This window comes from Streptococcus infantis (genome assembly GCF_047463655.1).
GTDB lineage: Bacteria > Bacillota > Bacilli > Lactobacillales > Streptococcaceae > Streptococcus > Streptococcus infantis_Z.
Genome location: NZ_JASHDM010000035.1, coordinates 1 through 611 on the forward strand (window position 1 = coordinate 1; position 611 = coordinate 611).

Here is a 611-nt window from a genome sequence, read left to right on the forward strand (position 1 = left end):
TTAAGTAAAAAAAGAGATAAGACAGTAGCTATTCTGAGGTTACTGTCTTATTTTTACCACTTATTGATCCATAAAAGGGCACGCTAAAAAACACCTCATCTGGTATTTTTTGAAACAAGATGTTATAATAATATGGCATAGATGATCTTATCGATTTTGGGTCAAAGAGTAATCGTAAAGTTTGTTATGCGTAATGAGGTAATACATTGTTCGAATGAGACGATGTATAGAGGCAATCGCATGTGGCTTGGTTGAAGCTATTGTCGATTGTCTTTTTCGTTTCTCATAAAAATCGGCGATATGGCAGGGATTGGTATGACTAGCTGAAGCGATGTTATGAATGCACTTGAACAAGATTTTTCTGGCATAGGGATTACCTCGCTTAGTAATGTGTTCCTTGGCGAGAAAGTTCCCAGATTCATAGTGTCTCAGGTCAATGCCAATAAAAGCGTTGATTTGATTGGTAGACTGAAAGCGACGAATATCTCCCAATTCGCCAATAATAGATGTCGCTGTGGTTTCTGCGATGCCAGGAATTGAACGTAAGATGTCATACTCTGGTAAAGGCTGAGCTAGAGCTACCATGTCGTCTAAGACAACCTGTCTGTGCT

At 39.0% G+C, this 611-nt stretch carries 1 protein-coding gene; it reads right to left on the bottom strand.

The genetic code is table 11. The annotated features are described in order from the left end of the window. Positions 1 to 147 precede the first annotated feature (147 nt). Positions 148 to 611 (bottom strand): transposase (locus QM877_RS10200; protein ID WP_414318326.1); only part of this gene is annotated, 464 nt, incomplete at its 5' end.